Here is a 6414-nt window from a genome sequence, read left to right as displayed (position 1 = left end):
TCAGCCCGACCTGCCAGCCCGCCGCCAGAAATGCCCGCGCCGTCACCCGGCCAATGCCGCTGCCCGCGCCGGTGATGATGATGCTGCCCGCCATGCCCTGCCCCGCTGCCTGATGCCCGCTTATGCCATGCCCACCGCCGCAGGCCAACCGCCTGCCTCGGCGTTTTGCCCGTTTTCGCAGCCCCGATGTCGCGGATCGCCTAGCAATTCGTCGCCCCGCAACCGACGATGCGGTGAACCCGCTGCAAGGAACTGCCGATGACTGCGCCGAAATCGCTGGCGATGATCCATACCGTCGCCGGGCTGATCCCGACCTTCGAGGCCCTGGCCAAACAGCACCTGCCCGGCTGGACCGCGTTTCACATGCTGGATGAAAGTCTTTTGCGCGCCACCCTGCGCGACGGCAGCCTGTCGGCGCTGACCATGCGCAGGCTGGCGGGCATGGTCTGGTCGGCGGTCGATGCCGGGGCCGATGCGGTGGTGGTGACCTGCTCCACCCTCGGCCCGGCAGTGGATGCCGCCCGCCCCTTGTGCCCGGTGCCGCTGGCGCGGATCGACGAGGGCATGGCGATGGCCGCCGTGCGGCTTGGCGCCCGCATCGGCGTGCTGGCCACCGTGGCCACGACGCTGCAACCCACCTCGGATCTGATCCGCCGCATGGCAGCCGCCGCTGACCGCGACATCAGCCTGACCGCCAAACTGGCCGAGGGTGCCTTTCAGAAACTGGCGCAGGGCGACACCGCCGCGCATGACGCGATGGTGGGCCGGGCCTTGCGCAACCTTGCCCCGCTGGTCGATGTGATCGTGCTGGCACAAGCCTCGATGGCCCGCGCCCTTCCGGCGGTGCAGGCCGAGCTTGGCGCCCTGCCGGTGCTGACCAGCCCCGAGCTTGGCATGCAACACCTGGCCGCCACCCTGGACGACATTCCCCCGCTTTGAAGGAGACGACGATGCACTACAGAACCCTCGGCCGTTCCGGCCTGAAAGTTTCCGCGATCACCATGGGCACCTTCACCTTTGGCGGCAGCGGCCCGTTCGGCATGGTCGGCAAACAGGGCGTGCCCGAAGCCCGCAAACTGGTTGATCTGTGCATCGACCACGGGGTGAACCTGTTCGATACCGCCAACATGTATTCCGCCGGATTGTCGGAAGAAATCCTTGGCGAAGTGCTGGATGGCAAGCGCGACGATGTGCTGATCACCACCAAGGCCCGGATGCGGATCGGCACCGGCCCGAATGACGAGGGCACCTCGCGTTTCCATCTGATCCGCGAATGTGAACGCAGCCTGAAACGCCTGCGCACCGACCATATCGACATCTACTACATGCACGAATGGGATGGCACCACGCCGGTCGAGGAAACCCTGTCGGCGCTGGATACCCTGGTGCAGCAGGGCAAGGTGCGCTACACCGGCTGCTCGAACTACTCGGGCTGGCATGTGATGAAATCCCTCGCCGCCGCTGACCGGCTGCAATTGCCGCGCTTCGTAACCCAGCAGATCCACTACACGCTGGAGGCGCGCGAGGCCGAATACGAACTGCTGCCGATCTCGGTCGACCAGGGCCTTGGCGTGCAGGTCTGGAGCCCGCTTGCCGCGGGCCTGCTGACCGGCAAACACCGCCGCGGCAAGCCCGCCCCCGCAGGCTCGCGCCAGGCCAACGGCTGGACCGAACCGCCGATCCGCGACCAGGAACGGCTGTGGACCGTCGTCGATACACTGGTGGAAATCGGTGACGCCCGCGGCGTCTCGGCCGCCCAGATCGCGCTGGCCTGGCTCTTGACCCGCCCCGCCATCAGCACGCTGGTGGTCGGTGGCCGCACCGAGGCGCAGTTCAAGGACAACTTCGCAGCACTCGATCTGCACCTGACGGCCGAGGAGCTTGCCCGCCTGAACAGCGTCAGCCTGCCGCCGCTGATCTACCCCTACTGGCACCAGGGCAACTTTGCCACCGCGCGTTTTACCGACGCCGACTGGGCGCTGCACCGCGACCACCAGCCGGGCTGACAGGCCCGATTGCCGACCGGCAGGGTTCAGAAGGTGGCGTTGGTGGCGCCACCGTCCAGCAGGATGTTCTGGCCGACGATGAAACCGGCGTGCTGGCTGCACAGATAGGCGCAGGCGGCGCCGAATTCGGCGGGCGTGCCGTAGCGGCGGGCGGGGATGGTGGCCTCGCGTTGTTTCCGGGCCTCGGTCAGGCTGATGCCCTGCGCCTGCGCCACGCCGGTATCCAGCGCCACGGCGCGGTCGGTGGCGTGGATGCCGGGCAGCAGGTTGTTGATGGTCACACCCGACGGCGCCACCTGCCGGGCGGTGCCCGCGACATAGCCGGTCAGGCCGGTGCGGGCGGCGTTGGAAAGGCCCAGTTGCGCGATCGGCGCCTTGACCGATTGCGAGGTGATGTTGACCACCCGGCCCCAGCCTTGGGCGATCATCCCGGGCAGCAGCGCCGTCATCAGCGCGATCGGCGTCAGCATGTTGGCATCCAGCGCCCGGATGAAATCCTCGCGGCGCCAGTCCGACCACAGGCCGGGCGGCGGGCCTCCGGCATTGGTGACCAGAATATCCACCGCGCCCGCGGCGGCCAGCACCTCGGCGCGGCCTGCTTCGCTGGTGATGTCGGCGGCCACCGGGGTGACCTGCACCCCGAAGCGGGCGCGCAGATCGGCGGCGGCGGCTTGCAGCGGGCCCGCGCTGCGGGCGTTCAGCACCAGATCCACCCCGGCCTCGGCCAGCGCCTGCGCACAGCCAAGCCCAAGCCCCTTGCTGGCGGCACAGACCAGCGCCCGTTTGCCGCGAATTCCCAGATCCATGCCACTTGCCCCCTGCTGTTCGCCCGCAGGCTAACAGTGCGCTTGGGCAAACGAAAGCCAAGCAACGGTTGACGCCGCAAGTCCAGAGTTGCTAAAGCAAGTGCAGGTGGGGAAGACCGGGTGCAAAGGTTCTTTGCGCCGCAGAAACTTTGGTGACCTGCCGTGAAGCCCCAAACCCCTCCCCCGCCCGGTCAGGCCGTCATGCTGTTTCGCGGCGATGACATCTATGTCACCAGCGGCGTCAATCTGGACGATGGTCTGGGCGTGCCGGATCAGGTCTGCCCCGGCGATACCTATGAACTGGCCGAAGGGGCGCAGCCGCTGCGGCTGATGGTGGCGCGCAGCGCCGGGGCGCAGACCGTGGCGCCCGGGTCCGAGATCGGCGCGCAGGGCGATCCGGTGCAGCTTGTGGCGCGCTACACCCTGATGGGCGAGGATGGCAACGCGGTCGAGCTGATGCTGTTGCGGCTGCCGGGCGGGCTTTATGCGCTGCCGCTGTCACCGATGGGCGCAGGCATCGGTTATGCGCTGGTCAAGGTCGATGACAGCCCGGCCGAAGCGCCGCTGGCTGACCTGCTGTGCCTCGCGTTCGTGCGCGGCACCCGCATCACGCTGGCCGGTGGCGCGCAGGTCGCCATCGAGGCGTTGCAGCCCGGCGACCGGGTGCTGACCCGTGACCATGGCGGCCAGCCGTTGCGCTGGCTGGGGCGGGCAACGCTGCGCGGCGTCGGGGCCTTTGCGCCGGTGGTGATCGGCAAGGGGGTGTTGGGCAACGAAGGTGATCTGATCGTCAGCCAGCATCACCGGATGTTCCTCTACCAGCGCGACCGCAGCCCCGGCCTGCCCACCGCCGAACTGCTGGTGCAGGCCCGGCATCTGGTGAATGGCGAGACGATCTACATCCGCGACGGCGGCTTTGTCGATTACTTCAGTCTGGTGTTCGACCGCCACGAGATCATCTATGCCGAGGGGATCCCCGCCGAAAGTCTGATGGTGAACGAGGCCACGCTTGCCCGCCTGCCCGCCGAGCTTGCCGCCGAAGTGCAGGCGCGGTTTCCGGGTCTGGCGCAGCCGCAGCATTTCGGCACCGAGGCCGGGGGGCAGGCGCTGGCGCATATTGCCGCCACAAGGCGCCCGAAAGCCTGAGTGGTTTACGAAGCCGCCCGCTTGCGATAAACGCGCCGCATGCTGGACAATCGCCCCCCCCTTTCGCCCGAAATCGCCCGCCGCCGGACCTTCGCGATCATCTCGCACCCCGACGCCGGCAAAACCACGCTGACCGAAAAGTTCCTGCTGTTCGGTGGCGCGATCCAGATGGCGGGTCAGGTGCGGGCCAAGGGCGAAGCGCGGCGCACGCGGTCGGATTTCATGAAGATCGAGGCGGACCGGGGCATCTCGGTCTCCGCTTCCGCCATGTCGTTCGACTTCCGGCAGTATCGCTTCAATCTGGTCGATACCCCCGGCCACAGCGATTTTTCCGAGGATACCTATCGCACCCTGACCGCCGTCGATGCCGCCATCATGGTGATCGACGGCGCCAAGGGCGTGGAAAGCCAGACCCGCAAGCTCTTTGAGGTTTGCCGGTTGCGCGATCTGCCGATCCTGACTTTCTGCAACAAGATGGACCGCGAAAGCCGCGACACCTTTACCATCATCGACGAGATTCAAAGCAATCTGGCGATCGACGTGGCCCCGGCAAGCTGGCCGATCGGCATGGGCCGCGAGTTCATCGGCTGCTATGACATCCTGCATGACCGGCTGGAGCTGATGGACCGCGCCGACCGCAACCGCGTGGCGGAAACCATTGCGATCAATGGGCTTTCCGACCCGAAGCTGGCCGAACACATCCCGGCGGACCTGCTGGCCAAGCTGCTGGAAGACCTGGAGATGGTCGAGGCATTGCTGCCGAAATTCAACCGCCAGTCGTTTCTGGAAGGCCATCTGACGCCGATCTGGTTCGGCTCGGCCATCAACTCGTTCGGGGTGAAGGAGTTGATGGACGGCATGGGCGAATACGGCCCAGAGCCGCAGGTGCAAAAGGCGCGCGAGCGGCAGGTGGCCCCCGAGGAAACCGCCGTGACCGGTTTCGTGTTCAAGGTGCAGGCCAACATGGACGCCAAGCACCGCGACCGGGTGGCCTTTGTGCGCCTTGCCTCGGGGCACTTCACCCGCGGCATGAAGATGCTGCATGTGCGCACCAGGAAACCGATGGCGGTTTCCAACCCGGTGATGTTCCTGGCCGCCGACCGCGAACTGGCCGAGGAAGCCTGGGCTGGCGATATCATCGGCATCCCCAACCACGGCCAGTTGCGCATCGGTGATGCGCTGACCGAAGGCGAAAGCCTGCATTTCACCGGCATCCCCAGTTTCGCGCCGGAACTGCTGCAAGGGGTGCGGGCGATGGACCCGATGAAGGCCAAGCATCTGGAAAAGGCGCTGATGCAGTTTGCCGAGGAAGGTGCTGCCAAGGTGTTCAAGCCGATGATCGGCTCTGGCTACATCGTCGGCGTCGTGGGCGCCTTGCAATTCGAAGTGCTGGCCAGCCGGATCGAGCAGGAATATTCACTGCCCGTCCGGTTCGAGGGCAGCCATTTCACCTCGGCCCGCTGGGTGGCCGGGCCGAAACCCGAGGTCGAGAAATTCATCAACGTCAACAAGGGCCATATCGCCCATGACAGCGACGGCGACGTGGTGTTCCTGACGCGCCTGCAATGGGATATCGACCGGGTGGGGCGCGACTACCCCGAGGTCAAGCTGACCGCCACCAAGGAAATGATGGTGTGACGCAGTGGTGAATTGCCGATCCGGGTGGCCGGTCTATGCTTTGGCAAGGACACCACCGGGAGCGGGCAGATGAACCGGTTCAATGCGGCGCTGGGGGCGGGGCTGGCGCGCTTTCTGGAAAAGCAGACGCCGGGCTATGTGCCGTTTGCCGTCACCGCACCAAAGGCGCTGCGGGCCAATCTGAAACCCGGCGACGTGCTGCTGGTTGAAGGCGACAAGCGCATCTCGGCGGCGATCAAGTATCTGACCCATTCCACCTGGTCGCATGCGGCGTTCTTTACCGGCGGCCCGGCGGATCAGGAACTGATCGAGGCCGATCTGCAAGCCGGGGTGCGGGCGGTGCCGGTCTCGGCCTATCAGCATCTGAACACCCGGATCTGCCGCCCCGTCGGCCTGTCGCCCGAGGATATGGCCAAGGTGATCGGCTTCATGCGCGGCTCCATCGGCAAGCACTATGATCTGAAAAACGTCATAGATCTGGCACGTTACCTGTTGCCCACCCCGCCGGTGCCGCAGCGGTTCCGCCGCCGGATGCTGGCGCTGGGGTCAGGCGACCCGACCCGCGCCATCTGCTCCAGCCTGATTGCCGAGGCGTTCCAAAGCGTGCGCTACCCGATCCTGCCGCGGCCTGCCGCCAACGGCGACAGCCATGCCGCCGAAGAGATCGAACACATCCGCCACTACTCGCTTTACACGCCGCGCGATTTCGACCTGTCGCCGTTTTTCCGCGTGGTCAAGCCGACGCTGGAGGCGATGTTCGACTACAAGCAGGTGGTCAATTACGGCGGGTAATTCCGTGCAATCCCGGCTGCGCCGCA

Annotated in this window: 6 protein-coding genes and 1 pseudogene; 5 read left to right on the top strand and 2 right to left on the bottom strand. The window is 66.4% G+C overall.

Annotation, left to right across the window (positions count from 1 at the left end; genetic code table 11):
• Positions 1-94: pseudogene (locus RSW2DRAFT_RS17805) on the bottom strand (3-oxoacyl-ACP reductase); the annotation flags it as partial.
• A 164-nt stretch (positions 95-258) separates the two neighbouring features.
• On the opposite strand from RSW2DRAFT_RS17805, the gene RSW2DRAFT_RS03885 reads away from it, so the two are divergent.
• Together RSW2DRAFT_RS03885 and RSW2DRAFT_RS03880 are read left to right on the top strand one after the other, a co-directional pair.
• Positions 259-939, top strand: a complete 681-nt coding sequence (locus RSW2DRAFT_RS03885; RefSeq protein ID WP_008028230.1) for an aspartate/glutamate racemase family protein — start codon at positions 259-261, stop codon at positions 937-939.
• A gap of 11 nt (positions 940-950) precedes the next feature.
• Positions 951-2006 carry an aldo/keto reductase gene (locus tag RSW2DRAFT_RS03880; RefSeq protein ID WP_008028228.1) on the top strand — a complete coding sequence of 352 codons (1056 nt, stop codon included), beginning with the start codon at positions 951-953 and terminating at the stop codon, positions 2004-2006.
• 26 nt (positions 2007-2032) lie between these two features.
• Here RSW2DRAFT_RS03880 and RSW2DRAFT_RS03875 read toward each other — a convergent pair whose 3' ends face one another.
• Positions 2033-2812 (bottom strand): SDR family oxidoreductase, encoded by a 780-nt coding sequence (locus RSW2DRAFT_RS03875; protein WP_008028226.1) that lies wholly within the window; start codon positions 2810-2812, stop codon positions 2033-2035.
• 201 nt (positions 2813-3013) lie between these two features.
• Here RSW2DRAFT_RS03875 and RSW2DRAFT_RS03870 point away from each other — a divergent pair, with 201 nt between their 5' ends.
• The 3 genes from RSW2DRAFT_RS03870 (at position 3014) to RSW2DRAFT_RS03860 (ending at position 6388) form a co-directional block, all read left to right on the top strand.
• On the top strand, positions 3014-3958 hold the full coding sequence (locus RSW2DRAFT_RS03870) for a Hint domain-containing protein (RefSeq protein WP_008028224.1): 945 nt from the start codon (positions 3014-3016) through the stop codon (positions 3956-3958).
• 39 nt (positions 3959-3997) lie between these two features.
• The gene (locus RSW2DRAFT_RS03865) at positions 3998-5596 is read left to right on the top strand and encodes a peptide chain release factor 3 (protein WP_008028223.1); all 1599 of its coding nucleotides are present in this window, start codon (positions 3998-4000) and stop codon (positions 5594-5596) included.
• A gap of 69 nt (positions 5597-5665) precedes the next feature.
• A complete protein-coding gene (locus RSW2DRAFT_RS03860) occupies positions 5666-6388 on the top strand; it encodes a YiiX/YebB-like N1pC/P60 family cysteine hydrolase (RefSeq protein ID WP_008028222.1) in 723 nt (240 codons plus the stop codon).
• Positions 6389-6414 lie beyond the last annotated feature (26 nt).

Source organism: Rhodobacter ferrooxidans (assembly GCF_000176015.1).
Classification (GTDB): Bacteria; Pseudomonadota; Alphaproteobacteria; order Rhodobacterales; family Rhodobacteraceae; genus Pseudorhodobacter_B; species Pseudorhodobacter_B ferrooxidans.
This window is presented reverse-complemented; position numbering and strand designations above follow the sequence as displayed.